Annotated in this window: 22 protein-coding genes; 8 read left to right on the top strand and 14 right to left on the bottom strand. The window is 53.7% G+C overall.

Annotated features, from left to right (window positions below; translation table 11 throughout):
* Window positions 1-2 precede the first annotated feature (2 nt).
* On the top strand, window positions 3-944 hold the full coding sequence (locus tag KO499_RS11230) for a hydroxymethylglutaryl-CoA lyase (RefSeq protein WP_215983822.1): 942 nt from the start codon (window positions 3-5) through the stop codon (window positions 942-944).
* A 489-nt stretch (window positions 945-1,433) separates the two neighbouring features.
* Window positions 1,434-1,817, top strand: coding sequence for a hypothetical protein (locus KO499_RS11225; protein WP_215983821.1), 384 nt, complete (start codon window positions 1,434-1,436; stop codon window positions 1,815-1,817).
* Window positions 1,818-1,894: 77 nt separating this feature from the next.
* Here KO499_RS11225 and KO499_RS11220 read toward each other — a convergent pair whose 3' ends face one another.
* Window positions 1,895-2,518: a Crp/Fnr family transcriptional regulator gene (locus KO499_RS11220; protein ID WP_215983820.1), complete on the bottom strand. Its 624-nt coding sequence runs from the start codon at window positions 2,516-2,518 to the stop codon at window positions 1,895-1,897.
* A gap of 128 nt (window positions 2,519-2,646) precedes the next feature.
* Here KO499_RS11220 and KO499_RS11215 point away from each other — a divergent pair, with 128 nt between their 5' ends.
* The 6 genes from KO499_RS11215 (at window position 2,647) to cyoE (ending at window position 7,956) form a co-directional block, all read left to right on the top strand.
* Window positions 2,647-2,835, top strand: a complete 189-nt coding sequence (locus tag KO499_RS11215; protein WP_215983819.1) for a DUF2892 domain-containing protein — start codon at window positions 2,647-2,649, stop codon at window positions 2,833-2,835.
* Between the two features lie 341 nt (window positions 2,836-3,176).
* Window positions 3,177-4,109, top strand: coding sequence for a ubiquinol oxidase subunit II (gene cyoA, locus KO499_RS11210; RefSeq protein WP_215983818.1), 933 nt, complete (start codon window positions 3,177-3,179; stop codon window positions 4,107-4,109).
* Window positions 4,110-4,113: 4 nt separating this feature from the next.
* Complete coding sequence (gene cyoB / locus KO499_RS11205; protein ID WP_215983817.1) at window positions 4,114-6,111, top strand: cytochrome o ubiquinol oxidase subunit I; 1,998 nt, start codon at window positions 4,114-4,116, stop codon at window positions 6,109-6,111.
* A gap of 2 nt (window positions 6,112-6,113) precedes the next feature.
* Window positions 6,114-6,740, top strand: coding sequence for a cytochrome o ubiquinol oxidase subunit III (gene cyoC, locus KO499_RS11200; RefSeq protein WP_215983816.1), 627 nt, complete (start codon window positions 6,114-6,116; stop codon window positions 6,738-6,740).
* Window positions 6,740-7,066, top strand: a complete 327-nt coding sequence (cyoD, locus tag KO499_RS11195; RefSeq protein ID WP_215983815.1) for a cytochrome o ubiquinol oxidase subunit IV — start codon at window positions 6,740-6,742, stop codon at window positions 7,064-7,066. The genes cyoC and cyoD overlap by 1 nt, the downstream gene beginning before the upstream one ends.
* On the top strand, window positions 7,066-7,956 hold the full coding sequence (gene cyoE / locus KO499_RS11190) for a heme o synthase (RefSeq protein WP_215983909.1): 891 nt from the start codon (window positions 7,066-7,068) through the stop codon (window positions 7,954-7,956). The genes cyoD and cyoE overlap by 1 nt, the downstream gene beginning before the upstream one ends.
* Window positions 7,957-8,080: 124 nt before the next feature.
* Here cyoE and KO499_RS11185 read toward each other — a convergent pair whose 3' ends face one another.
* The 13 genes from KO499_RS11185 to KO499_RS11125 form a co-directional block, all read right to left on the bottom strand.
* Window positions 8,081-8,446: a MerR family transcriptional regulator gene (locus tag KO499_RS11185; protein ID WP_215983814.1), complete on the bottom strand. Its 366-nt coding sequence runs from the start codon at window positions 8,444-8,446 to the stop codon at window positions 8,081-8,083.
* Window positions 8,427-8,729: an integration host factor subunit alpha gene (gene ihfA / locus KO499_RS11180; protein WP_007151838.1), complete on the bottom strand. Its 303-nt coding sequence runs from the start codon at window positions 8,727-8,729 to the stop codon at window positions 8,427-8,429. The genes KO499_RS11185 and ihfA overlap by 20 nt, the downstream gene beginning before the upstream one ends.
* 3 nt (window positions 8,730-8,732) lie before the next feature.
* On the bottom strand, window positions 8,733-11,105 hold the full coding sequence (pheT, locus tag KO499_RS11175) for a phenylalanine--tRNA ligase subunit beta (RefSeq protein ID WP_215983813.1): 2,373 nt from the start codon (window positions 11,103-11,105) through the stop codon (window positions 8,733-8,735).
* A 59-nt stretch (window positions 11,106-11,164) separates the two neighbouring features.
* Window positions 11,165-12,163, bottom strand: coding sequence for a phenylalanine--tRNA ligase subunit alpha (pheS, locus tag KO499_RS11170; RefSeq protein ID WP_215983812.1), 999 nt, complete (start codon window positions 12,161-12,163; stop codon window positions 11,165-11,167).
* A 151-nt stretch (window positions 12,164-12,314) separates the two neighbouring features.
* Window positions 12,315-12,668: a 50S ribosomal protein L20 gene (gene rplT / locus KO499_RS11165; protein ID WP_215983811.1), complete on the bottom strand. Its 354-nt coding sequence runs from the start codon at window positions 12,666-12,668 to the stop codon at window positions 12,315-12,317.
* A 50-nt stretch (window positions 12,669-12,718) separates the two neighbouring features.
* Entirely contained in the window at window positions 12,719-12,910 is a 192-nt protein-coding gene (gene rpmI / locus KO499_RS11160) for a 50S ribosomal protein L35 (RefSeq protein ID WP_215983810.1), read from the bottom strand.
* Between the two features lie 94 nt (window positions 12,911-13,004).
* Window positions 13,005-13,550: a translation initiation factor IF-3 gene (gene infC, locus KO499_RS11155; RefSeq protein ID WP_228339913.1), complete on the bottom strand. Its 546-nt coding sequence runs from the start codon at window positions 13,548-13,550 to the stop codon at window positions 13,005-13,007.
* Window positions 13,547-15,472 carry a threonine--tRNA ligase gene (gene thrS, locus KO499_RS11150; protein WP_215983809.1) on the bottom strand — a complete coding sequence of 642 codons (1,926 nt, stop codon included), beginning with the start codon at window positions 15,470-15,472 and terminating at the stop codon, window positions 13,547-13,549. The genes infC and thrS overlap by 4 nt, the downstream gene beginning before the upstream one ends.
* 152 nt (window positions 15,473-15,624) lie before the next feature.
* Complete coding sequence (locus KO499_RS11145) at window positions 15,625-18,228, bottom strand: TRAP transporter permease (protein WP_215983808.1); 2,604 nt, start codon at window positions 18,226-18,228, stop codon at window positions 15,625-15,627.
* An 84-nt stretch (window positions 18,229-18,312) separates the two neighbouring features.
* Window positions 18,313-19,296 carry a TAXI family TRAP transporter solute-binding subunit gene (locus KO499_RS11140; RefSeq protein WP_215983807.1) on the bottom strand — a complete coding sequence of 328 codons (984 nt, stop codon included), beginning with the start codon at window positions 19,294-19,296 and terminating at the stop codon, window positions 18,313-18,315.
* 185 nt (window positions 19,297-19,481) lie between these two features.
* Entirely contained in the window at window positions 19,482-21,866 is a 2,385-nt protein-coding gene (locus KO499_RS11135) for an efflux RND transporter permease subunit (RefSeq protein ID WP_215983806.1), read from the bottom strand.
* 46 nt (window positions 21,867-21,912) lie between these two features.
* A complete protein-coding gene (locus tag KO499_RS11130; protein WP_228339878.1) occupies window positions 21,913-23,061 on the bottom strand; it encodes a WD40/YVTN/BNR-like repeat-containing protein in 1,149 nt (382 codons plus the stop codon).
* A 145-nt stretch (window positions 23,062-23,206) separates the two neighbouring features.
* On the bottom strand, window positions 23,207-24,595 hold the full coding sequence (locus KO499_RS11125; RefSeq protein ID WP_215983805.1) for a DUF1329 domain-containing protein: 1,389 nt from the start codon (window positions 24,593-24,595) through the stop codon (window positions 23,207-23,209).
* Between the last annotated feature and the right edge of the window lie 14 nt (window positions 24,596-24,609).

Below are 24,609 nucleotides of genomic sequence, written 5' to 3'. Positions count from 1 at the left end.
TCATGAACCAGCCATTATCCTGTCCCTCGAAGGTAGAAATTAATGAGGTTGCCCCCCGGGATGGCCTGCAGATTGAAGCGCGATTCGTGCCCACAGAAGAAAAAATCCGCTGGATTGATGCGCTTTCTGCCACGGGTCTGCGACGTATAGAAGCGACTTCGTTTACTTCACCTAAAGCGATCCCCAATCTCAGGGATGCCGCTGATGTCATGACCGCCATTCAACGCCGGGAAAATGTCGACATGACGGTTTTGGTGCCCAACGTGAAAGGGACTGAACGGGCACTCGCTTGCCAGGTCGACGAAATTAATCTCGTTATGTCAGCCAGCGAAAGCCACGGCCGGGTCAATCTGCGCATGACACCGGAGCAATCTCTTGAGCAATTCGCGAATATTCTGAATGTCAGTGAAAGCAGCGGTGTATTTATCAATGCTTCGCTTTCTACCGCGTTCGGTTGCCCATTTGAGGGCGAGGTGCCCGAATCGCGAGTACTGGAACTAATTGAAAAACTGGTTGCCCTGGGCATTCAGGGCATAACACTGTGCGACACCACCGGTATGGCCAACCCGGCCCAGGTAAAACATCTCTGCGAAGCTGTGCTCAGTCGCTGGCCAGAAACACCGTTCACGTTGCACTTTCATAACACGCGCGGTATGGGACTGGCAAACGCGCTGGCTGCATGGCAGGCTGGCATCAAACGCTTCGACGCTTCTCTGGGTGGGATGGGCGGCTGCCCCTTCGCCCCTGGTGCAACAGGCAATGTATGCACCGAAGACCTTGTTCATATGTTTGAAGCCATGGGCGTAGACACCGGTGTCGATCTGGACGCACTGCTTGCGGTGGCTTCCACTCTCCCCGACCTCATTGGCCACGACGTACCCGGTCAGGTGGTGAAAGCAGGAAAATCGACTCGTCGTTATGCAATACCAGCAACCCATGTCTGAGATTTAGCCCTGGGTAAACCTATCTAAAAGCGTGCATTTTTAGACTGCTCAGCTCTCACCTTTCGGTGAGGGCTGAGCTGAAGACGTTTTTCGAACGAACCGGAGTGCTGAACCAACGCTTCGTCGAAGGACGCCTAATTCCCACTGCTACTTTTCTGCTCCACAAAACTGTACACCTCAGCCGTTGCACCGTTCTTTATTGGCACGAAGTGCAAGGAAGACCTCTTCTAGCCAAGCCCTGCCCCCCAGAACCCCGTGAAATATGGTTTCTAGCATGACGTCATCTCTGGTTGGAATTGTTAAACTGAGCATCTGCGAAAACCGCAACAAGATTAAATTGAGAAACAAGCTAAACCGTGATGTTTAATACAGTAGCCCAGTGTCCCAGTACCTGCATTACAGCTCATCAATGAGCGGCCCCAAACAACGCGAGGGTCGCACATGATTTTCGGAATCGCCTGGTTCGCCATGATGTAGCTTGGACTGACAATGGTCTCGCTGGTGGTTCTGGTGGTGTTTTTCCTGCGTCGGAAACACGGTGTGGAGCGTAAAGAAGAAGCGACCAGCCTCAAGAAGCGATCTGAAGCTCGCCGGCACGTGCCGGAAAAGAATAAGGGCATGCCCACTGCAAATGACGGCGTTCGTGGACCGGCTCGAATCAAAGCCTTGCGGCAGTATATGGATACCATGAACGACGACCTGACATTCATTTCGGCAATCCATCCCACAGCAAACGGTGCCCCAAAGGGGGAGTGGGTGATTGCACCAGGAGCTCACCCAACCGCCGGATTCTCTACATTCACGGTGTCTCCTGGATCGCCGGCAGCCCCAAAAGCCACCGTGCGAGAGCGGGCGACAAGGTGTAGAAAATAACTTCAAATCCTACCGTCCCGACCAGATTCCGACAAAAAGCCCGAACCGAAAGGTTCGGGCTTTTTGCTGTCTGACGCCTAGCCAACCAACAATTTAGTGACCTCAATCCGTCCCCGGGCCAGCTTTAGTTTGCCTTTTCGCTCAAGCTCTTTCAGAAGCCGGCTGACCACCTCTCTGGCCGTGCCCAATTCAACAGCCAGCTCTTGATGGGTAATCGTGATGACGCCCGGCCCAGCCCTGGCTTCAAGCCATTGCACAAGGCGCTCATCCATACGCCTGAATGCCACCTCCTCCACCAGCAGCATCAGATCATTCAAGCGACGCCCGTATGATTCCATAATACCAAGCCGGAAATCTGCAGACTGATCCATCAAGCGGTCGAACAACCTCCCAGGCACCATATACACCTCGGCATCTTCCTCAACCACCGCCTCTGCCCTAAAAACATCGCCTGTCATGAGGCAGCCTATTGAGAGCGTGCATATGTCGTCTGCTCCCATCCGATACAGCACGATGCTGTTTCCGGACAAACCTGTCATCTGAACTTTGACGGTTCCATCGAGCACCAGCGGAAGCCCCTGGCAAGGATCGCCGGCCCGGAAAAGAATGGTTCCCTGCGTAACGCGAACCGGCTGCAATCGGCTCAGGGCATCACCCCGGAGACCTTCAGGCAGCTTCTCCAAAATGCTGTGTTTAATCATCGGTCTTTCCATAGAGAGCGAGAGTATCTGATCCAGAGCCCGGTTCTTTGTGACTTTATCACTGAACAATCCGAATGCAGGCGCTAAGGTCAGCCTCGACCGTTCATAACACCCAAGGAGATTGAATCATGAATATTAATATGGGATCTGCGGACCGTAGCATTCGCGCCATTGTGGGTATTGTACTTCTGGTCCTTGTTTTTGTCGGCCCACAAACACCCTGGGGCTGGATAGGCCTGATCCCCCTGGCAACCGCTCTAACAGGGAACTGTCCTGCCTATTCGCTACTGGGCATCAGGACCTGCAAAAAGCAGTAACCATTCAGATGCAGAAAACCGGGTTGGCCAGGGTATAAGTCCCTGGCCGCAACCGCCGCGTATAACAATCATCACAAGCAAACCCTCAGAAACCGCAACGCCAACGACCAACTACCTCACACGTCGACCTCCCCTTTAAATTGATCCAGATCAATTAACGACTGGAATCCGGAAACAACTTCCACCAATATTCTGCCGTTTTCAGCGTGGGCCAAACCTCTCGGGCAAGTCGAGTTCAAGAGCTCGCCTTCCAGTGCGGGGAAACTTACCCATATTGGTTAGCTAACTACCTGTAAGCTTGGCACCAAACTCTTGGCGCGCAGCTTATATGAGGTTGAGAAATGAAAAGAAAGAACCACTTACGCACTCTTGGCGGGTTAATGGCGCCGGCCCTGCCACTACTTCTGTCGGGATGCAGCTCTGCGCTCATGGATCCCAAAGGACAGATTGCAGAAGAGCAGCGGCTTTTGATCATTACCGCCTTTGCGTTGATGCTCATCGTTGTTATTCCCGTCATTGTCATGACGCTGCTGTTCGCTTACCGATACCGCGACGGAAACAGCGAGGCATCATACAAGCCGAACTGGGCCCATTCCACCGCGATTGAGGTGGTTGTCTGGCTGGTACCGTGTCTGATCATTCTGGCACTGGCCATTCTCACATGGGTGACCTCCCATAGTCTGAACCCCAAGAGTCCCATCCCGACAGACAACACTCAGAAATCTATAGAAATCCAGGCCGTCTCGCTGGACTGGAAATGGCTCTTCATTTATCCCGAACAAGGCATAGCCACCGTCAATGAAGTGGCCTTCCCGGTCGACAAACCCATCCACTTCAGAATCACCTCCGGCTCTGTCATGAATTCTTTCTGGATCCCGACACTTGGCACTCAGATCTATGCCATGGCAGGAATGGATAGCAGCCTGCACCTCATCGCGGATGAAAAAGGCAGTTTTGACGGCCGTTCCACCAACTACAGTGGCGCCGGATTTTCCGAAATGACGTTCAAGGCGCACTCCCTGTCCCGGAAGGCTTTTGAGGATTGGGCAGCAAAGGTCAGGGCCTCGGGCGATGCTCTGTCTTTCACAGGCGAATATCAGAAACTGGCCGAACCTTCCACGTCTGTCCCGGTTCAGTATTTCTCGACAGTGACACCAGAGCTTTACAACCACATTCTCGACAGCTTCCGCAAACCCCACAAGCGGCGCTCAGAGCATGGTGAAAACAGAAACGCGGTATACGGCGACCCCGTGAACGCAGAGCCAGGGGAGTAAGACTATGTTCGGAAAATTAACACTGGATTCAATCCCGTTTCATGAGCCGATTATCATGGTCACGGTTGCGGTTATTGCCCTCATTGGTGCGGGGGGCGTCGGCTGGATCAGCTTCAACCGGAAGTGGGCCTATCTGTGGAACGAATGGATCACCTCCATCGACCACAAAAAACTCGGGATCATGTATTTTCTGGTTGCCCTGATCATGCTCATTCGTGGCTTCTCCGATGCCATCATGATGCGCACCCAGCAGGCCATGGCCGCTGGTGGCGCAGAAGGCTATCTGCCACCGGAGCACTATGATCAGATCTTCACCGCTCACGGCGTAATCATGATCTTCTTCGTCGCCATGCCGATGGTTATTGGCCTTATGAACCTGGTGGTGCCTTTGCAGATAGGTGCTCGCGATGTGGCCTTCCCGTTCCTGAACAACCTGAGCTTCTGGCTGTTCACAGCGGGCGTGATTCTGGTGAATGTGTCGCTGTTCGTCGGTGAGTTTGCCAGGACCGGCTGGCTCGCCTATGCGCCCCTTTCCGAGGCCACCTACAGCCCGGGAGTCGGGGTCGATTACTGGATATGGGCGTTACAGATATCAGGAATCGGTACGACTCTCACCGGGATCAACTTCTTCGTAACCATCATGAAGATGCGCACCAGGGGCATGACTCTGTTCCGCATGCCTATTTTCACCTGGACCTGTCTGGTTGCCAACGTGTTGATTGTGGCGGCATTCCCCATACTCACAGCAACAATCGCCCTGCTGACACTGGATCGCTACCTGGATTTCCACTTCTTCACCAATGATCTGGGTGGCAATATGATGATGTACGTCAACCTCATCTGGGCCTGGGGTCATCCCGAGGTGTACATTCTGATTCTGCCCGCGTTCGGGGTCTTTTCCGAAGTCATTTCAACCTTCGCCAAGAAACGTCTGTTCGGTTACAACACCATGGTCTGGGCAACACTGTCCATTGGCATCCTGTCATTCGTTGTCTGGCTGCACCACTTCTTTACGATGGGTGCCGGAGCCAATGTAAACGCCTTCTTTGGCATCATGACGATGATCATCGCAATTCCGACCGGTGTGAAGATTTTCAACTGGCTGTTTACCATGTTTCGCGGCCGCCTGGAGTTCACCTCCCCGGTACTGTGGACTCTCGGATTCATTATCACTTTCACCCTCGGCGGCATGACCGGTGTGATGCTGGCAGTGCCGGCGGCGAATTTCGTGCTGCATAACAGTCTGTTCGTGATCGCTCATTTTCATAATGTGATTATTGGCGGTGTTGTCTTCGGGATGATGGCCGGTTACACATTCTGGTTCCCAAAGGCGTTCGGATTCACACTCGACGAAAAGTGGGGTAAACGCTCGTTCTGGTTCTGGATTACCGGCTTCTACCTGGCCTTCACGCCACTGTACATCCTGGCCTTCTATGGCGCGGTTCGCCGTATGCAGTCCTATGCCAATCCGGAGTGGCAGCCACTGATGATCGTTGCCTGGGTTGGCGCGGTCCTGATCCTGTGCGGCATTCTATGCACGGCAATCCAGCTGTACGTCAGTATCCGTGATCGCAGGGACAACCGTGATGTCACCGGTGATCCCTGGAATGGCCGCACTCTGGAGTGGGCAGTACCCTCCCCGCCCCCCTACTACAACTTTGCCCACCTGCCGGAAATCCATTCGATTGACAGCTTCTGGGAAGACAAGCAGAAGACTCAGGGCAAGGCACAGCTGGCCAATCCCGAGACCATCAAATACAGCGATGTCCACATGCCGCGCAACACGGTTGCCGGTCCGGTTATCGGGGCCTTCAGCATCGTGCTGGGCTTTGCCCTGGTCTGGCATATCTGGTGGCTGGCCGGCGTGGGCGCCTTCGGAATCTTTGCCGCCTTTATAGCCCGGATCTTCAATGACAATACCGATTACTACGTCCCTGCCGACGAAGTAAAGCGGATCGAAACCGAACACCATAACCAGCTGCAGCTGCAGATGCAGGCGTAACCATGACAACCAATACCATGACCAACCACGATTTTCCGATCAGCGGCGACCACAGTGACCACGAGCATCACGATGCAACTGGCACGAAAATGTACGCCTTCTGGATCTATCTCATGAGCGATCTGATCATCTTCGGCTCACTGTTTGCGACATACGCTGTGCTGCATAACGGCACAGCAGACGGGCCGATGTCCGGAGATCTGTTTGAACTGGATTTCGTTCTGATCGAGACATTCCTGTTGCTGCTCAGCAGCTTCACCTTTGGCATGGCCGTGCTGGCCATGAACAAAGACCGACTGCAACAACTCAAAGGCTGGCTGGTCGTCACCTTTCTGTTTGGTGCCGGCTTCGTCGGCATGGAAATCTATGAATTTCATCACCTGATCATTGAAGGCTTCGGGCCGGATCGCAGCGGCTTCCTGTCCTCTTTCTTCGCCCTGGTTGGAACCCATGGGCTGCATGTCACTTTCGGTCTGATCTGGATGCTGATCATGGTCATTCAGCTTTCCTGCAAGGGCCTGACCGACAGGACTCGCCCGCGTATTCTCTGCCTAAGCCTGTTCTGGCACTTCCTGGACATCGTCTGGATCTGCGTATTTACCTTTGTCTACCTGATGGGAGTCCTGTAATGAGCACTTCTGCATCCCACGACACCGGAAGTCACGGCAGCGTAAAGTCCTATACCACGGGGCTGATTCTGTCGATCGCTCTGACACTGATTCCCTTCGGCATGGTTATGCAGGGCGGATTCGAGAAAACCACAGTGGTGATGAGCATCTCTATTATGGCGGTGCTGCAGATTCTCGTGCAGCTCATCCTGTTCATGCACATGAACCTGAAGACCCGGGAGGGCCGGGAATCCGGCTCATTCGTGTTCTTTACCGCCTTGATTCTTGCGTTGTTAATTGGTGGCTCGGTATGGATCTTGTATCACCTCAATCTCAACTTGATGTAATGCGGGGCACGTCGGTAAAAGACGTGCTCAGGCAGTTCATCGCACTCACCAAGCCCGGCATTATTTTCGGCAATTCTGTCTCGGTGATGGGCGGCTTCTTCCTTGCCGCCCAGGGTGAGTTCAATCCGGGCCTGTTCGTTGTAACGCTGGTCGGGCTGGCTCTGGTTATAGCCTCTGGCTGCACATTCAACAATCTGATTGATCGCGACATTGATGCGCGGATGGAGCGCACCCAAGATCGACCCATGGTGCAGGGAACCATAACCCCGACAACCACGTTGGGCTTCGCCACCCTCCTCGGTCTGGCCGGGTTCACTTTGCTGCTTGAGATCAACCTGCTTACTTTCGGGCTCGCCGCCTTCGGATTTAGCATCTATGTCGGCGCCTACAGCCTGTACTTCAAACGTCGCTCTGTGCATGGCACCCTGATCGGCAGCCTTTCTGGAGCCATTCCTCCGGTGGTCGGCTACTGCGCTGTCACCGGTGCTTTCGACGTAGGAGCCCTGATACTGCTGGCGACTTTCAGCTTGTGGCAAATGCCCCATTCCTACGCCATCGCCATCTTCCGCTTCCATGATTACGAGCGAGCCGGGATTCCGGTGCTACCGGTCAAGGAAGGGATAAGGACCACCAAGCATCACAGTCTGGCCTACACGATAGCTTTCACTTTGTCTGCACTGAGCCTGACGGTGGCCGGATACACCGGCATCGCCTATTTCATAGTAACGTTGATGATGGGGCTTTACTGGATAAAGATCGGTGTGTCGGGCTATAGCACAATTGAAACGGTCAAATGGGCCAGAGGCAGTTTCGGGTTTTCTATCCTGACCGTGTGCACCATAAGCCTGATGATGGCACTCAGCGGCCACCTTCCCCCTAGCCTCCTATGACCGAACGCTCTGTATTGAGCAATACCTTTGATGGTGATCCGAATACCGATATGGGGTTTAATTCAAACATAAAAAAACCGGCACAGTGTCGCTGTACCGGTTTTTTTGCAGATTTACCAAGACTTTATTTGGCCGGCGCGTTCAGCACCTCAAGCACTTCTTCCAGCTCAGTAATCATCTGTCGGATCAACTGCTTATACTGGGAGGTATCGTCCTTTACCTCATGACTGCTCAGCTTCTGCTTGGCTCCACCAATGGTATAGCCCTGATCGTAGAGCAGGCTCCGGATTTGGCGAATGGTAATAACATCAGCACGCTGGTAATAACGGCGGTTACCCCGTCGCTTTACCGGCGACAGCTGTGGAAACTCTTGCTCCCAGTACCGCAGGACGTGCGCTTTTACCGCGCAAAGATCCGCCACTTCACCAATGGTGAAATAACGTTTCCCCGGAATCGTGGGAAGCTCATTGTTATGACTGGGTTCCAGCATACGCCTCTACTTTTTGCTTTAGTTTTTGCCCCGGACGAAACGTAACGACACGCCGTGCACTGATAGGAATTTCTTCACCGGTCTTCGGGTTCCGTCCCGGCCGCTGCTTCTTATCCCTCAAATCGAAGTTACCAAAACCGGACAGCTTCACCTGCTCGTTGTGGCTGAGAGCGCCTCTGATCTCATCGAAAAAAGCTTCTACCATTTCCTTGGCTTCGCGTTTGTTCAGGCCTAATTCCTCGTACAGCCGCTCTGCCATTTCCGCTTTTGTCAATGCTGCCATCTCTCAACTCCTCAGTGTTGCCCCCAACTCTTCTTTCAATGCGTCGATCACACCGTTGAAAAGCGAATGCACTTCATCCTCGTTCAGTGTACGTTCCGGGTGCTGCCAGAAGAGACTCAGAGCGAGGCTTCTGTTCCCCTCACCCAGACTTTCACCTTCATAGACATCGAACGCTCGCAACGTAGTCAGCTGTTCACCGGCATGCTTTCTCGCTACACGCTCTACATCAGTGAATGCTACTTCGCTTCCGATAATAATAGCCAAATCCCTACGAACTTCCGGGAATTTTGAAATTTCTTTGAAATTAGGCACATATCCGGCAACGATTGAATCCAAGAATAGCTCAAACATCAGGATCGTGCCATTAAGTTCAAGATTTTTCTGAACTTGTGGGTGTAAGGTACCAAGCCAGCCCACGTGCTCACCGCCACGCATCAGCTCCGCTGTCTGCCCCGGATGCAGGGCTGGATGCTGAGCCCCGATAAAGTCGATCTCAATACCTAGCAAACGGAACAGACTCTCCAACTCTCCTTTTACATCAAAGAAGTCGGCAGTTCTGCGACCGTTTGCCCAGTTTTCCGGGTACTGATTGCCGACAACGACGCCTGCGAGCATTGGTTTCTGATCAATCCGATCACCCTCCTGAAGGAAACGGAGACCCGTTTCGAACAGACGAATGCGCGGTTGCTGCCGGTTCTGGTTGTAAGCCACGGTTTTCAGAAGGCCACTCCAGAGACTCGTGCGCATGACCGAAAGGTCAGAGGAAATCGGATTCGCAAGAGCTATTCCCTGCCGATCAGGATCAACCAGTTGCTGTACTTTTGGATCTACAAAGCTGTAGGTCACAGCCTCCTGATAGCCGTGATCCACAAAGAAGTTGCGAATGGCCGAGACCGGGCGAACGGCCTCCTGCTCTGGACGGAGACCGAGAGAACCGGTTGGTTCGGTCACAGGCAGGTTGTTATAACCATAAATGCGACCGACTTCCTCAATCAGGTCTTCTTCAATGGCTATATCCGGACGGAAGCTGGGCACGCTTATCCGCCACCCGTCTTTCAGAAGCTTACCAACACGCAGACCAAGCCTGGTCAGAATCTCTTCAACAGTCGTTCGGTCAATCTCCATACCCAGAACGTCGTTAAGACGCGGGGCGCGCAGATCAACAGTCCGGTCTTCAGGTAGATCCTCATCGCTGCTAACCTCGACAATCTCGCCGGGCTCACCGCCGACAATCTCCATCAGCAAGCGGGTTGCCCGCTCCATGGCGTCGCGGGCGAGCTTGAAGTCAACACCCCGCTCAAAGCGGTGAGATGCGTCGGTGTGAAGACCATAATGACGGGCCTTCCCTGCCAAAGTAATCGGGTCAAAATAGGCCGACTCCAGAACCAGATCGCGCGTTTTCGAGCTGACGCCCGAATGTTCACCGCCCATCACACCGGCAATAGCGATCGGCTTTTCATGATCAGCGATCACCAGAGTTCCCGGGGTCAGCTCGACCTCCTGGCCATCCAACAAGACCAGTTTTTCCTCGACCCGCGCCATACGGACAACAACCCCGCCATTGATCTCGTCACGATCAAATGCGTGCATGGGCTGGCCAAGCTCCAGCATCACGTAATTCGTAACATCCACAGCTGCGTCAATGGAGCGGATGCCCGAACGGCGAAGCTTTTCCCGCATCCACAATGGAGACTCGGCCTGCAGATTCACATTTCGTAGAATGCGGCCAAGATACCGGGGGCAAGCCGCAGGCGCCTCTACCCGGATGTCGGGAACCTCGGAGTGCACCGATTCCACCGGTTCGATAGCCGGGCTGTCGACCAGCATACTGTTCAGTACACCTACCTCCCGCGCAATGCCTTTGATCGACAGGCAGTCAGCGCGATTCGGTGTCAGGTCCACATCGATAGTGACATCGTTCAGTTGCAGGTAATCCGCAACGTCCTGGCCGACCGGAGCATCCGCCGGAAGCTCCATCAGGCCATCATGACTTTCTGAGAGCCCAAGTTCCGATTCAGAGCAAAGCATGCCCTCGGAGGGCTGTCCGCGCAGCTTGGCTTTCTTGATCTTGAAGTTTCCGGGCAGAACCGCACCAACCACCGCAAAGGGCACCTTGAGACCTTCGCGGACATTGGGAGCACCACAGACTACCTGTACTTCAGAGGTGCCGTCGCTCACCTGGCAGATCCGCAGCTTGTCGGCGTCCGGATGCGGCTGCACCGACTGAACGTCACCAACGATCACGCCACTAAACTGACCAGCGACCGGCTCGAAACCGTCCACCTCCAGCCCGGCCATCGTAATCTGGTCCATCAATTCCTGGGTACCGATTTGCGGATTAACCCACTCGCGCAGCCACTGTTCACTGAATTTCATGGTTATTGCCTTGTCCTGATGCGGTTATGCCTGTTTGGTTGGATGCCTGGCGTCGTCTGTTAACGGAACTGACGCAGGAAGCGCAAGTCGTTCTCAAAGAACATCCGCAGGTCGTTCACTCCGTAGCGAAGCATGGCCAGGCGTTCCACACCCATGCCAAATGCAAAGCCACGGTACTCCTCAGCATCAATTCCGCAATGCTCGAATACCTTGGGATGAACCATTCCGCAACCCATGACCTCTAGCCACTTGACGCTGCCATCAGCTTCCCTTCCCCACTCGATATCCACCTCAGCGGATGGTTCTGTAAAGGGGAAGTAAGAAGGCCGGAAACGCACCTGAAGATCCTGCTCGAAAAAGACTCTCAGGAATTCCTCAACGGTGCTTTTAAGGTCTGCGAAACTGACGTTCTTCTCCACAAGCAAACCCTCTACCTGATGAAACATCGGGGTATGGGTCATATCCGAATCGCAACGGTAAACGCGGCCCGGGCAGATCATGCGGAATGGCGGCTTGCCCGCTTCCATCGTACGAATCTGGACCGGCGAGGTATGCGTTCGCAGCAATGTGCCCGGATTAAAGTAGAAGGTGTCATGCATGGCGCGAGCCGGGTGATGCCCGGGAATATTCAGTGCCTCGAAGTTGTGATAGTCGTCTTCGATCTCCGGCCCCTGCTCCACCGTATAGCCAGCCCGTGCAAAGAAGTGTTCGATTCGCTGCAGAGTTCGGGTAACCGGGTGTAACCCACCAAGGTCATGACCACGGCCAGGCAAAGTCACATCAATGGACTCACTGGCGAGCTTCTGCTCAATGGCGGCACGCTCAAGGTCGCTGCGCTTCGCATTGATCGCCGCTTCCACCTGCCCCTTGGCTTCATTAATCTTCTGGCCGGCAGCAGGACGTTCCTCGGCGGAAAGTTTTCCCAGGGTTTTCGCCTGCTGGGTAATTACACCCTTCTTACCAAGATATTCAACACGTAGTTGATCAAGTGCCTGCAGGCTGTCAGCGCTATCGACCGCCGACAAACCGTCCTGAACCAACTGTTCCAGGTTTTCCATTGACCCTGCTCCAAACCAGAAATGGAAGTGCTAAAAACGAAACCGTACAAACAAAAATAGGGGAAGAGCGCGCCCTTCCCCTATCAGGAGGCGCCGTCATGATGTCATGAGGCGCCCATATCGATCAGCAATCGATGAAAGAGCTAAGCAATCACAGGGACGCTTTGGCCTTCTCAACAACGGCAGCAAACGCGTGCTGCTCGTTCATAGCCAGATCGGCCAGAACCTTACGATCGATTTCAACGTTAGCCTTTTTCAGGCCAGCGATCAGACGGCTGTACGACAAACCGTTTGCGCGGGCACCAGCATTGATACGGGCAATCCACAGAGCGCGGAAAGCACGCTTACGGTTACGACGGTCACGGTAAGCATACTGACCGGCCTTGATAACCGCTTGCTTGGCAACACGGAATACACGGCTACGAGCACCGTAGTAACCTTTGGCCTGATTGAGAATCTTTTTGTGACGACGGCGTGCGACCACACCACGTTTTACACGAGCCATACTTTAATCCTTCTACCTTTAAACCTTTGCAGGAATCATTTGCGGCTGAATCAGCACGCGGTCATACGCTTGATAGACGCCACATCAGACTTGGCAATCAGCTTGGTACCACGGAGCTGACGCTTACGCTTGGGGGTCTTCTTGGTCAGAATATGACTGGTGAAGGACTGCTTGTGCTTGAAGCCAGTGGCGGTTTTCTTGAACCGCTTGGTAGCTCCGCTTTTCGTTTTCATCTTAGGCATTTTTAAAACTCCGCATTCTATTTTTAAGTAAACAATAACGTGTCCCTGAACGACAAATCCCCCGCGTGCGCGGGGGACAAGCACCCGATCAGGTTCACTTCTTCTTGCGGGGCGCCACTATCATGGTCATCTGCCGGCCTTCCATTTTCGGCCGCATCTCAACCGTTGCCAGCTCATCAATATCCGTTTCAATGCGAGACATGAGCTTCATACCAATTTCCTGGTGTGCCATCTCACGCCCACGGAAGCGAATAGTGATTTTGCCGCGGTCCCCGTTTTCAAGGAAACGTACCAGGTTGCGTAGTTTGACCTGATAATCCCCCTCTTCAGTTCCTGGTCGGAACTTAAGCTCTTTGACCTGCGTCTGCTTCTGCTTTTTCTTAGCAGCCGCCTTGGCCTTCTTCTCGTCGAAGATTTTCTTGCCGTAGTCCATTATCTTACAGACGATCGGATCGGAATCCGTAACCTGGACCAGGTCAAGAGACGCCTCTTCAGCTTGCTTAATGGCGTCCTCTATTGGCACTACACCGACCTGATTGCCTTCGGCATCAATAAGTCGGACTTCGGTTGCGTCAATATTCTCATTGATCGGCGCCTTTGGTGTGCGCCCACCCCGATTCGTTCGCTGTTTAATAATCAGATCTCCGTCTTGGTTCTGCCTTTGCGTTGAATGTCATCAGCCAGCAGCTGTTCAAACGCTTCAAGCGATAGGGTTCCCAAATCTTCACCTTTGCGGGTACGTACGGCAACCGCGTTATTTTCGATTTCCTTGTCACCTACAACGACAAGATAGGGAACCTTGTTAAGAGTATGCTCGCGAATTTTAAAGCCGATCTTCTCGTTTCTCAAGTCAGCATTAACCCTATAACCCAAAGAATCCCATTTTTTCTCCAGATTCTGACAATAATCACGCTGATTATCGGTGATATTGAGGATAGCTACCTGAGTCGGCGCCAGCCAGGTCGGGAATGCACCTTCGTATTCTTCAATCAGGATGCCAATAAAACGCTCAAAAGAGCCCAGTACTGCCCGGTGCAGCATAACCGGCGTTTTCCGCTCGGAGTTATCCGCAACATATTGGGCGCCCAAGCGGCCCGGCATCGAAAAATCGACTTGAATGGTGCCACATTGCCACACCCGACCGATACAGTCTTTCAAAGAGAATTCGATCTTGGGGCCATAGAACGCCCCTTCTCCCGGTAACAGCTCCCAGTCCACACCTTCACGATTCAGCGCTTCTTCCAGGGCAGCCTCGGCCTTGTCCCACACCTCATCGGAACCAACCCGTTTTTCCGGGCGGGTAGACAGCTTATACTGAATCTCGGTGAATCCGAAGTCAGTATAGATCTCGTGCAGCATTTCAATAAAGGCTGACACTTCCTGCTGAATGGCGTCCTCTTCACAGAAGATATGGGCATCATCCTGAGTAAAACCACGAACACGCATCAGCCCATGCAGCGCGCCGGAGGCCTCGTTGCGGTGACAGGACCCGAACTCCGCCAACCTGAGCGGCAGATCCTTGTAGCTTTTCAAGCCCTGATTGAATATCTGCACGTGGCAAGGACAGTTCATGGGTTTGATTGCGTAGTCGTGCTTCTCCGACTCTGTGGTAAACATGTCATCCTGGAACTTGTCCCAGTGCCCCGACTTCTCCCACAGGCTCCGCGATACCACCTGCGGCGTCCTGATTTCTTTGTAGCCATGCTCCTGTTGCTTGCGGCGCATGTATTGCTCGATTTCCTGATACAGTGACCAGCCATCCGGGTGCCAGAAAACCATGCCAGGCGCTTCTTCCTGCATATGGAACAGACCGAGCTTCTTGCCGACCTTACGATGGTCTCGCTTCTCGGCTTCTTCCAGACGGTGCAGATACGCCTTGAGGTCTTTTTTATTACCCCATGCCGTACCGTACACTCGCTGAAGCTGCTCATTGCTTGTATCACCACGCCAATAAGCGCCGGCCACCTTGGTCAGCTTGAAGGCTTTCAGCTTGCCAGTACTTGGAACGTGAGGACCGCGACACAAGTCGACGAAGTCACCCTGACGATAAAACGACAGATCCTCTTCGCCGGGAATATCCTGGATGATACGGACCTTGTATTCCTCGCCCATATCTTCAAAAAGCTTGATCGCCTCGTCACGCGACATGATGGAGCGCGAAACCGGAAGATCCTGCTTTGCCAGCTCTTCCATACGCTTCTCGATCCGCGCCATATCCTCATTGGTGAACGGACGGTCGTATTTGAAGTCGTAATAGAAACCGTTGTCGATGACCGGACCGATGGTAACCTGAGCGCCCGGAAACAACTCCTGAACAGCCATTGCCATCAGGTGGGCCGTTGAATGCCGGATAACATCTACGCCGTCCTCATCACGCTCGGTGACAATTGCCAGTTCGGCATCATTCTCAATACGATAACTGGTATCCACAAGCTGACCATCCACTTTGCCGGCAAGTGCGGCTTTGGCAAGGCCAGCGCCGATGTCGGCGGCAACGTCATGAACGGTTACGGGTTCGGCAAAACTGCGATGACTGCCATCGGGCAGGGTTACAACGGGCATGAAGAGCTCCTTTAGTTACTCAGCGGTGATCTATACCAGAGACCACATGTTGACGGCACAACGCGAAACAAACCGCGGGCCGAATCGAGCGGAATTCTAACAGAAAAAAACCCGGCAGGTTAATGCCGGGTTTTTTTCGACTATGCCGAGGTTCAGGCAGGTTGCCCTGCTTCCTCTTCCCTGGCTCGACGGCGTAACTGACCGAACGCAAGGAGTCCCAGCAATACCAGAGCAGGAATGAACATCAATTCCTTGGGTGGCCGATCCAGCTCAACCTGAACTGACTCGATGGTCCACCCAAACTGAATGCCTGCTTCTTCAGCCGGGCTGCCGAAGCCAACGAAATCTACCGCCATATTGTCGCCATCCGGGCTAAGCTCCAGGCCTGCGTCCATCAGACGCTGTTCAGGGCTTTCTCCGCCAGGAATCTCGAGACGCAGATACGTTGTCACGTCGTCACCATCAATGCTCATGCCCGATGCCTTGAGCACAATTGGCTTATCGGCCGGTACGCTTTCGACATATTCCATGATCTCAGCGCCGGGGCGGTCCTGCGTTGGCGGGTACACCATGTCCCACCAGAAGCCTGGCCGGAACATGGTGAAGGTAATCAACAGCAACAACAGGGACTCCCACTTGTAACTCTTGGTGAACCAAAAGCCCTGGGTCGCTGCAGAAAATACCAGCATGGCCGTTACCGCACTGAATATTGTCACCAGCAAATCAAACCAGCCACTTAGCCCGATCAGCAACAACTGGGTGTTGAAGATGAACATGAACGGCAGGATCGCTGTACGGATGTCGTAGGTAAACCCCTGGATACCCGTTCGGATGGGGTCTGCCCCGGATATTGCGGCGGCGGCATAAGCCGCCAGCCCCACGGGCGGCGTGTCGTCCGCAAGGATGCCGAAGTAGAACACAAACAGATGCACGGCAATCAGGGGTACGATCAGGCCATTCTGTGCTCCGAGGGTAACGATCACCGGCGCCATCAGTGTAGACACCACAATGTAGTTGGCGGTCGTTGGCAATCCCATCCCAAGGATCAGACTGATAACAGCCGTGAAAACCAGCATCAGCAACAGATTACCGCCCGACAGAAACTCCACGAATTCGGTCATCACCAGGCCGATACCGGTCAGGGTAACCGTTCCCACCACAATGCCGGCGGTCGCCGTTGCCACACCAATACCCACCATATTCCGGGCGCCAGTGGCCAGCGAATGCCCCAGATCGTAAACCCCGTCCTTGAACGCACTCAGGAAGTTGCCGTGCTTGTAGAAAAAGGCCTTCAGTGGGCGCTGGGTAATCACGATAAATATCATGAACAACGTGGCCCAGAATGCAGACAGCTGCGGTGAGAACCGTTCAACGGTAAGACACCACACCAGCACAACAACGGGCAACAGGAAATACAGACCGGTCTTGACGGTAGGCCCTACTTCGGGGAGCTCGCCCATTTCTTTTTCAGGATCATCTTCTTCAAGTTCGGGAAAACGTGTGGCATACCCCACCAGGCCGATATACGCCAGCAAAAGCATAGGCGCCAGCACCCAGATAGCCGCGCTGCCAAGGACTGATTTCATCCAGCCAATGCCGTAATAGACAGCGAGGGTCAGCACAATCAGGCCGAGCAGAATGACCACCCAATTCAGCATCCGCTGGGCAAGGGTTGGCTTGTTCAGACGCTCAATACCCTGCATCTTCAGCTTGCAGGCCTCAAGGTGAACGATATAGATCAGTGCAACGTAGGAAATGAGCGCTGGCAAAATGGCGTGCTTGATAACCTCCAGATAGGAAATACCCACGTATTCAACCATCAGGAAGGCCGCAGCCCCCATGATCGGCGGTGTCAGCTGGCCATTGGTAGAGGCGGCAACTTCAACCGCACCCGCTTTGGTCGCCGGGAAACCAACACGCTTCATCAGAGGGATAGTAAACGTTCCGGTGGTTACAACGTTCGCGATAGAAGAACCGGAAATCACGCCACTGAGACCACTGGAAACCACCGCAGCTTTCGCGGGGCCACCACGCATGTGGCCCAGCATGGCGTAGGCGACCTTGATAAAATAGTTACCCGCTCCGGCCCGCTCCAGCAAGGCACCAAATAATACGAACAGGAAAACAAAGCTGGTCGAAACCCCGAGAGCCACACCAAACACACCTTCCGTGCCAAGCCACTGGTGCGATGCCAGTTTATTCAGGCTCACACCTTTATGGGCTATCACATCCGGCATGGAGGGACCGGCAATCGAGTAGGTAATGAAAACGGCAGCAACAATAGTCAGAGGCAGACCCAGTGCACGCCGGGTCGCTTCAAGCAGCAGTACAAGACCGATCAGAGCAACCCACAGATCCTGGGTTATAGGTGCCCCCGGGCGGGTTGAAAGCTCTTGGTAGAAGACATAGAGATAGGAGGCGCAGAAAGCAGCAGCGAGCGCCAAAACCCAGTCAAAAACAGGCACGAAGTTAACATGCCGGCCCTTGATCATCGGAAAGGCGGAAAACGCCAGGAAAACGGCAAACGCGAGATGAATAGAACGCGCTTCCGTGGAATTAAAGATGGCAAAATTGAAAATATAAGGGAGTGGCGATGCAATCCAGAGTTGAAACAGCGACCACACCAGGGGAACGATAAACAGAATCACCGCGGCATACCCACTGGTAGCCCTGCCCCCGGTTTCAGTCTGCAGGATCTGATCTACATTATTGCCACCACCAGCACCAGCTCCGTTAGCCGGATTGCTCGTTGCCATAAATTAGTCCCGTCACGTGAAAGATTAGTCTCTGAGAGAACGACACAGCGGGTTGTACCCCCGCTGTGTCTGAGTGCAGACAGATCAGTCGATCAGGCCGGCTTCCTTGTAGTACTTGGCTGCACCCGGGTGCAGCGGTGCGCTCAGGGCATCAGAAACCATCTCTTCCTTGTTCAGGTTCGCAAAGGCGGGATGCAGACGCTTGAAGCTGTCGAAGTTTTCAAACACAGCCTTTACTACAGCGTAGACAACATCTTCTGGCACATCCGTGGATGACACGAAGGTTGCCGCAACACCAAATGTGGTGACATCATTATCACTACCACGATACATGCCGCCAGGGATAACAGCCTTGCGATAGTACGGGTTGTCGTCAATCAGCTGCTTGGTCGCTGCATTGTCTACATTGACCAGGACGCTGTCACAAGACGTTGTCGCTTCCTTGATCGCTCCGGAGGGGTGACCCACGGTGTAGAAGAAGGCGTCGATGTTGCCATCGCACAGAGCCTGGGACTGTTCGGCAGCCTTGATTTCTGCAGCCAGTGAGAACTTGTCCAGAGTCCAGCCCATTTCGTCCATCAGAACTTCGGCGGTGGCACGCTGGCCAGAGCCCGGGTTACCTACAGATACCCGCTTGCCTTCCAGGTCTTCAAAGCTCTTGATACCGGAGCCTTTGCTCGCGACAACGGTGAAGGGTTCCGGGTGCAGTGAGAAAACCGCACGAAGGTCCTTGTTAGCGCCGTCATCCTTGAACTGGCTGGTACCATTGTAGGCATGATATTGCCAGTCAGACTGGGCGACAGCCAGGTCAAGTTCACCCTGACGGATAGCATTCAGGTTGTAAACCGAGCCACCGGTACTCTCTACGGAACAACGAATTCCGTGCTCTTTACGATCCATGTTTACCAGACGACAGATAGCACCACCGGCCGGATAATAAACACCTGTTACACCACCGGTGCCGATGGTCACAAAGCGCTGCTCCTGAGCGGAAACGGCAGATGAAGCCGCACCCAGGCTGACTGCGGCAGCGACAGCAAACGCGGAGGCTTTGAGTTTCAGTGTCATGTGAGTTCTTCCTTTTTTCTGTTCATTGTAATGAGTCGCCCGCCAGTGAGGCGGGCAGAACATACGGTCAACGTAAAACATAGACCACTTCACACCATAAATAAAGCGTGGATTAGCCCGCTAACCATTTGAGCAAACAACAAAAAAGCCCGCATTGCGGGCTTTTCTGCGAGTCAGCGCGAATATTATTTCGCAGCGCGGGCTTTGGCAACCATCTGATCCGGCCTGAGCAGGAATCGGGCCAGCGCCGGCAGCAGCCAAATGGCTCCAACCATGTTCCAGAGGAACATAAAGAACAGCAGGAAGCCCATGTCCGCCTGGAATTTGATCGGAGAAAATATCCAGGTGACAACACCAAGGCCAAGAGTTACGCCGGTAAACATAACCGCTTTACCGGTGGAGCGCAGGGTCTCGTAGTAAGCCTCCTGAAGCGTCTTGCCTTCAAGCAGGTATTTCTCCAGCTTGCTATAGATGTAAATGCCGTAGTCGACACCGATACCAACACCCAACGCAATAACCGGCAAAGTCGCGACTTTGATACCAATCCCGGATACCGACATGATCGCCTCACACAGGATCGACGTCAGACCCAAGGGTATTACGATACACAACACCGCTCTGATCGAACGGAAGGTTACGAAGCACAACAGACTCACCACACCGTAGACCAACATCAGCATTTTGTCCTTGGCGCCCGAGATAACCTCGTTAGTCGCAGACTCTACACCGGCATTACCCGCAGCGAGCAGGAATCTGTGCTCATCCGTGCTGTTATTCGCGGCGAACACTTCTACCCGCTCAACAACGGTTTCCAACGTTTCTGCCTTATGATCCTCAAGGAAGACCAGCACGGGCGTCAGACTGCAATCGGTGTTGATCAAACCGGCAGGAGCTTCACGGATAGAAGCGTTGATGATGGTCTGGTTGCGAGAGATCTCGTACCACTTCCAGTTGCCCTCATTCAGAGCTTTGGTCACCACCTTGGAGACATCCGCCAGGGATACCGACGACTGAACGCCCGGCGTGTTTTGCAGCTCCCATTGCAGAGTGTCCATAGCCCGCAGCACGTTGTACTGGGTGCACTGCTCTTCCGGGGTTTTGACCATTACCACCAGCACATCAGCACTGGTTGAGTAATTATTGATGATGTAGGCATTGTCTTTATTGTATCGGGAATCCGCTCTCAGCTCGGGTGCCCCCTGATCCAGATCACCAATCTTGAGGTTCTGCTTGTAATAAAGTCCAAGCCCCAATCCGATCACTGCAATCAACAGCGATATCGGCGCCACACCAGGGTGAGAAAAGTAGGACAGCACCCGCCACTTCCTGTCCTGCTTTTCGCCATGATTCTGCACATGACGAACTCCGCCTTTGGATATTCCGATGTACGACATGATCAGAACATGCAACACCAGGTTGGTGAGGATAACGAACGCCACACCAATACCTGCAGCAACCGCCAGATCGCGGATAACATCAATCTCAATAAAGAACAGGGTCAGGAATCCGAAGGCGTCCGAGATCAGAGCCAACATGCCCGGTATATAGAGAGCACGAAAAGCGAGGCGTGCAGCAGTTACCGCATCAAAGCCCTTGGCCGCCTCGACGGCCATGGCATTCACAATCTGAACACCGTGGCTGATTCCAATGGCGAATACCAGGAAAGGCACCAGAACGGAATACGGATCCAGACCATAGCCCAGGAGACGCAACGTACCCAGCTGCAGAAATACTGCAATAATCGAGGTAAAAACGGGCACCAGAGTCCCGGTAACAGAGCGGGAATACCAGAACAGCAGCAGCGTGGTCAGGAGGATGGTAATCCCGGCAAACCAGGCGATAGAACCAATCCCTTCAATCAGATCGCCGACTTTCTTGGCAAATCCAACGATGTGGATCTCAATATTGGGGTTCTGTTCTTCGTATTTTTCCCGAATTTTTTCTTCGAGCTGGCGAGAGAATTCGCCGTAGTCCAGAGCCTCACCGGTTTCAGGATTCGTTTCGTACAGCGGGGCATAAACAATCGTTGAATTGAAGTTATCAGAGATCAGACGCCCGACCTCATTAGAGCGCAGCACGTTCTGGCGGAGTTGCTCGAGGCTGTCACGAGAACCATCGTACCCGTCAGGAATGACTGTGCCGCCCTGGAACCCCTGTTCGGTGACCTCAACCCAGCGGACATTCGACGTCCAGAGAGACTTAAGACCGGAACGGTCCACGCCGTTGAGATAAAAAACTTCATCGGTGATCTGCTTCAGGGTTTCCATATACTCCTGAGTAAAGATGTCACCCTCTTTGGACTCAACAGCTATACGAACAAAATTACCCAGATTCTCCAGGTCATCCCTGTGCTCAAGCATGTTCACGATGTACGGATGCTCTAGCGGGATCATGCGCTCAAAACTGGCGTCGGGCTGAATCTTGATGGCGTTGTAGCCAAGAAACAGCGTCAACAAAGTGAAGGCAACAAGAATGACTGCTCTATTGTTAAAGATCAGTCTCTCGAGAAAGGGTTCCGCCTTGGGCGTGGTCAGGTAGTGCTCGCCCTTGTCATGCTTAGGGTTGGACATTCAAAAGCCCCTCTATTGTTCGTTCGGTTGTTGCCACATCAGGGCGTTATTGAAGGTTTCTTCCACGGGCGTCTGTGATTTTCACGCCACCTTCGCCGACAATCAGCAGGTCTGTTCCTGAAATGGGCACGGCACTCATAACGCCTTCGCGATCACTGCGGAAATGTTCACGGAAGGATTCGGCGCCGTTGGTGCTCATCAATACCGCACCGCCATTACCTACCAGGGTAATACGGCCGTCTTCTGCAATAACACCGTCGTTGAGGGTAGCCCCGGCCGAATTGGGGACTGTTCGCCAGTTCTTGCCCAGGTCGGATGAAAACAGCATGTTGCCCCGCAAGCCAAAGGCCAGTATTTCGTTCACCTGGCCGGTGCCGATTACACCAAACAGAGAACCTTCATAGGGTGCCTCACGGCGTTCAAAGGTTTCGCCACCATCGACAGAAACATGTATTTGACCGGCCTCACCAACCACAACCAGGGCGCCGCCTGTTATCCGGGCAATACCATTGAGGTGAAAGTTCTGCCGGTTATCAAGCTTCGGCGCCCAGTCTTTCCAGGTCTTACCACCGTCCATCGTGCGCAGGAACATGCCATAGGCGCCGACAACGAAACCGCGATTCTCGTTCTCAAACCAGACATCCAGTAACGGATTAACCGGACCGATGTCCTTGTCTGCCTGAATGTTTTCGAGGGCAAAGTAGAGATCGTCCAAAGCCCACTCGAGATCCTCTTTTTCATCCTCAGGCGCACTGTCAATGCGCGCCTCCATAGCAGCAATCTGGTTTTCCTGACTCTCTATGGCCAGTTCCATGGCCCGAATGCCATCAATCTGCAGACTCCAGGTGGCCCCGGCATCGCTGGTATGGAGGACAACACCACTATGACCGACGGCCCAACCATGGGACTCGGACCCGAAATCAATCGCTGTCAGGGTCGCAGACACAGGAACCTCACCCTGAACCCAGGTTTTCCCCTCATCATCTGAATAAATGATGTGGCCGCGCTCTCCGACAGCCACGATACGCTCTCCAATCCGGGTCGCGTCGGTGAGAAGATTTTCCGGAGCCAGATCCGTCGAGCGGGCCGGAGTTTCGATGATATCTGCAAGCGCAAACGCTGCCGGGGCAGCCCCGATCATGGAAAGTCCAAGGCAGGCAACGCCCAGTGTCTTGCACATCAACCTTTTAGCCATTCAGTTTGCCTATTGTGTTGTTTTTGCTGTGTTTCTGTCCGCTAAAGCCGGGAATAACGGTGGACATACCGGCAACGTTCCGATTGCAGGCATGTCGTGTCGTCATGTCCCATGGGCGGAGGCGTCCCCCTCCACCACCAGTGTGCTAGCGAACACTTCTGCGACGCAGGGACGCCGGCGAGAAGTAGCGCTTGTTCGGGACATCATCGGTGAATACGCGGGTATTCGCCTCTTCAGTATCCAACCCGAGAACATGATAACGACGGGCCTGAAGGTCATGATAGACGTCAAGAACAGTCCACACACCCGGAAGTTCATAATAGTTTTTCGGCAGCCCCATCGTGACACGCCAAAGCTCACCGCGGCCATCGTACTGATCCAGCAGAACCGTGTTCCAACTATCCTCATCTATGTATAAGCGGCGCTTACCATAAATATGACGCTCACCGTCTTTCAGTGTGGCTTCAACAACATGAACGCGATGGAGCTCCCAACGGGTGAGATCAGGATTCAAATGGGAGATCCCGAGAATCTCCTCGTAAGGCGTCCCTTTCACACCGATCAGATAGTTGTTGTAGGGAATATAGATTTCCCGCTTGCCCTCATAGCTCCAGTTGTAACGATCCAGTGCTCCGTTGAAAATATCGGTATCGTCTGCCGTGCGCAGATTGTCGGCCGCCGCAATCGGAGAATCGTAACCAAGGTTCGGCGCCCGGCGTACCCGGCGTTGGCCGGCGTTGTAGCCCCAGCCATTCCTCGGGTTGATTATCTGGTTCAGGGTTTCATGAATCAGAATAGCACCACCGGCAAGCCGGGGCGGGGACTGGGTAAACGAAAGGTAGTAGAAGATCACGTTGTCCAGTTCAGCTTCACCACCTTCCGGGTTGTAATAATTGAAGAAGGCTTCCTGCTGGGAGGTGACCAGCGAATAATCACCGTCAGTCTGAACTGCCACCTCACTGGAACGCCGGGTCACAGAAATGCCGCGCCACCGGGTCAAATGATTCCAGACCGCTTGCCAGGCTTTCTGTTCATCGTTGCCATGCAGGATCGGAAAAGGATAACCACCAAACGCGCCATCGAGACCTTCACCCTGACCAACAATTTCTGCGCTTACCGCGTTCTCACGGGTATTTTCAGCCACCCAATCGGGAATCGCATGGGTTCGGCGCGACTGGTAAACGGGCACCCTGAAGGTTGTCGGATAGGTTTCCAGCATCGCCTTCACACCATCCGTGAGGAATTCCTCATATTGATCCATATTGGCAGGCGTGATGGTGAACAGGACTTCGTCATCCGGGAACGGATTGATGTGATGCTGCCCGCTGCCCTCATAGCCGGGAGGCGCCTCCGTCAATCCTCCGGTCCAGGCCGGAATGGTTCCGGCACTGTTGCCGGCCTTGGGCGAGCCAAAGGGGGTCAAGTCCTGTCCCAGGCGGGCCGCTTCACTGGAGGAAACAGCCGCCCACGCAGATGGTGACACCACGGAAAGAGCCAGCAGGCCACCGAGAATCGCATTTTTGTTATATATCATTTGAAACCTTAGTG

The organism is Marinobacter sp. F3R08, from assembly GCF_018860425.1.
Classification (GTDB): domain Bacteria; phylum Pseudomonadota; class Gammaproteobacteria; order Pseudomonadales; family Oleiphilaceae; genus Marinobacter.
This window is presented reverse-complemented; position numbering and strand designations above follow the sequence as displayed.

Bases quoted from the DNA above. Each gene is read 5' to 3' on its own strand.
- rplT (WP_215983811.1), bottom strand. From the start codon at position 12,668: ATGGCTCGTGTAAAACGTGGTGTGGTCGCACGCCGTCGTCACAAAAAG.
- cyoA (WP_215983818.1), top strand. From the start codon at position 3,177: ATGAAAAGAAAGAACCACTTACGCACTCTTGGCGGGTTAATGGCGCCG.
- KO499_RS11225 (WP_215983821.1), top strand. From the start codon at position 1,434: ATGGTCTCGCTGGTGGTTCTGGTGGTGTTTTTCCTGCGTCGGAAACAC.
- pheS (WP_215983812.1), bottom strand. From the start codon at position 12,163: ATGGAAAACCTGGAACAGTTGGTTCAGGACGGTTTGTCGGCGGTCGAT.
- KO499_RS11230 (WP_215983822.1), top strand. From the start codon at position 3: ATGAACCAGCCATTATCCTGTCCCTCGAAGGTAGAAATTAATGAGGTT.
- KO499_RS11135 (WP_215983806.1), bottom strand. From the start codon at position 21,866: ATGTCCAACCCTAAGCATGACAAGGGCGAGCACTACCTGACCACGCCC.
- KO499_RS11220 (WP_215983820.1), bottom strand. From the start codon at position 2,518: ATGATTAAACACAGCATTTTGGAGAAGCTGCCTGAAGGTCTCCGGGGT.
- cyoB (WP_215983817.1), top strand. From the start codon at position 4,114: ATGTTCGGAAAATTAACACTGGATTCAATCCCGTTTCATGAGCCGATT.
- KO499_RS11215 (WP_215983819.1), top strand. From the start codon at position 2,647: ATGAATATTAATATGGGATCTGCGGACCGTAGCATTCGCGCCATTGTG.
- rpmI (WP_215983810.1), bottom strand. From the start codon at position 12,910: ATGCCTAAGATGAAAACGAAAAGCGGAGCTACCAAGCGGTTCAAGAAA.
- KO499_RS11130 (WP_228339878.1), bottom strand. From the start codon at position 23,061: ATGGCTAAAAGGTTGATGTGCAAGACACTGGGCGTTGCCTGCCTTGGA.
- KO499_RS11125 (WP_215983805.1), bottom strand. From the start codon at position 24,595: ATGATATATAACAAAAATGCGATTCTCGGTGGCCTGCTGGCTCTTTCC.
- KO499_RS11145 (WP_215983808.1), bottom strand. From the start codon at position 18,228: ATGGCAACGAGCAATCCGGCTAACGGAGCTGGTGCTGGTGGTGGCAAT.
- thrS (WP_215983809.1), bottom strand. From the start codon at position 15,472: ATGCCCGTTGTAACCCTGCCCGATGGCAGTCATCGCAGTTTTGCCGAA.
- cyoE (WP_215983909.1), top strand. From the start codon at position 7,066: ATGCGGGGCACGTCGGTAAAAGACGTGCTCAGGCAGTTCATCGCACTC.
- KO499_RS11140 (WP_215983807.1), bottom strand. From the start codon at position 19,296: ATGACACTGAAACTCAAAGCCTCCGCGTTTGCTGTCGCTGCCGCAGTC.
- pheT (WP_215983813.1), bottom strand. From the start codon at position 11,105: ATGAAATTCAGTGAACAGTGGCTGCGCGAGTGGGTTAATCCGCAAATC.
- ihfA (WP_007151838.1), bottom strand. From the start codon at position 8,729: ATGGCAGCATTGACAAAAGCGGAAATGGCAGAGCGGCTGTACGAGGAA.
- cyoD (WP_215983815.1), top strand. From the start codon at position 6,740: ATGAGCACTTCTGCATCCCACGACACCGGAAGTCACGGCAGCGTAAAG.
- KO499_RS11185 (WP_215983814.1), bottom strand. From the start codon at position 8,446: ATGCTGGAACCCAGTCATAACAATGAGCTTCCCACGATTCCGGGGAAA.
- cyoC (WP_215983816.1), top strand. From the start codon at position 6,114: ATGACAACCAATACCATGACCAACCACGATTTTCCGATCAGCGGCGAC.